This is a genomic window from Streptococcus orisratti DSM 15617 (assembly GCF_000380105.1).
Lineage (GTDB): Bacteria > Bacillota > Bacilli > Lactobacillales > Streptococcaceae > Streptococcus > Streptococcus orisratti.
In genome coordinates this window covers 1-1,321 of sequence record NZ_KB904533.1, presented here as the reverse complement: position 1 = coordinate 1,321, position 1,321 = coordinate 1, and the positions used below count along the sequence as shown (strand labels likewise).

3 protein-coding genes are annotated in these 1,321 nt (G+C 32.3%); all 3 read left to right on the top strand.

What is annotated here, in order from left to right:
* Positions 1-300 precede the first annotated feature (300 nt).
* The gene (locus A3I7_RS12965) at positions 301-777 is read left to right on the top strand and encodes a helix-turn-helix domain-containing protein (RefSeq protein ID WP_018376956.1); all 477 of its coding nucleotides are present in this window, start codon (positions 301-303) and stop codon (positions 775-777) included.
* A gap of 15 nt (positions 778-792) precedes the next feature.
* Positions 793-984 carry a hypothetical protein gene (locus A3I7_RS0111875; RefSeq protein ID WP_018376955.1) on the top strand — a complete coding sequence of 64 codons (192 nt, stop codon included), beginning with the start codon at positions 793-795 and terminating at the stop codon, positions 982-984.
* Positions 985-1,067: 83 nt separating this feature from the next.
* Positions 1,068-1,280 (top strand): hypothetical protein, encoded by a 213-nt coding sequence (locus A3I7_RS14255; protein ID WP_156812775.1) that lies wholly within the window; start codon positions 1,068-1,070, stop codon positions 1,278-1,280.
* The last annotated feature ends 41 nt before the right edge of the window (positions 1,281-1,321 follow it).

Sequence of the window (1,321 nt, the reverse complement as noted above, 5' to 3'; positions counted from 1 at the left end):
TGGACATGTTCATCTGCTTTCTATACTGAGTTGGGGAATTCTAGTATATCAGACGAGCATGTCTTTTTTGTTGCACTTCATTTTACAACGCGGGATATCAATTTAATACGCCATTTGACTTGACAAGTGGCGGTTGTTTTGAGTTTATGATACGCAAAGTTTTTAAGTTTGGCTAGGTATAATTATCTTAAGTTAAAACTTAACATTAAGTCTTTCAAAGATACTATTAGTGCACATTTAGTCGAAATTATTTCTACCATCTTAGACAGATTATGAAAGGTGATATAGTAAAATGTTATAATGAAAGGTGTCAAAGTATTTTTACACCCAGAAAAATGTGATGTAAAAGAATTTAATCTCGACAAAAAGGAGAAAAGCGATATGATGGTGATGGAAAGAGAAAAAATTGGGGAGCATTTAAAAAGAAGTAGGGAGAAAGCTGGCTATAGTCAGGTTCAATTAGCTAATTTACTTGGTATTTCACGGCAAATCATTTCTAACTGGGAAAATGATAAAACAATTCCAGACGGAGCCAGTCTCATACAATTAGCAGAAATTTACCATATTTCCTTAGATGAATTATGTGGTCGAATCGTTCTACAGAAATCAGTAACGCATTTAGGTAGTGCACTAGAAGTTTTGAAAAAAATGAGTTTAATTATAACTATTTTAAGTTGCTCACTCGTTAGCACAACAAACCTAATTACTTTTAGTTTTCTTTTCTTATGTTTTCTAGCCCTCTTCCTTTATTCTCATTTCCAAAAATATATTCATTAACTTTGGAGGTCAGAGATGACAAAAGAAACAAAAGGCTTAATCTCAATTGTGAGTATTTATTTTCTTGTCTTTGTGATTCCACATTTTATACCTTTTTCAGGTGGAAATCAAACTCTAAAAATACTGATTTCCTTGCTTGTTTATACTTTTCTAGCTTTCTTTGGAATGTATGTTTTGTCTAATCACCTAAAAGGGAGTTTTTCATGAATAAAACGGCATAATTGAAAAGCTTAGGAATTGTGATATTTGTTTTTTTGGCGATGACGCTCTTTGATATTATAGGAAGTCTTTTGACACAATTAGCTTATTCCTTGTTGGATATTCCCCAAGCGACCTTAAGCAACGATACTAACATTAGTCTAACTATAAATGTGATTTCTCTTCCTTTAATCATCTTGGTATTAGGCGTCTTTGGACCATTTGTTGAAGAAATCATCTATCGGTATATTTTATACTCAGTTAAAATCAAAAATAGCGGCTACCCATTCTCGGTGTACAATTGATTTGAGTTGATAAGCAGTTAAGGTTTGAATAACCTCTTCAA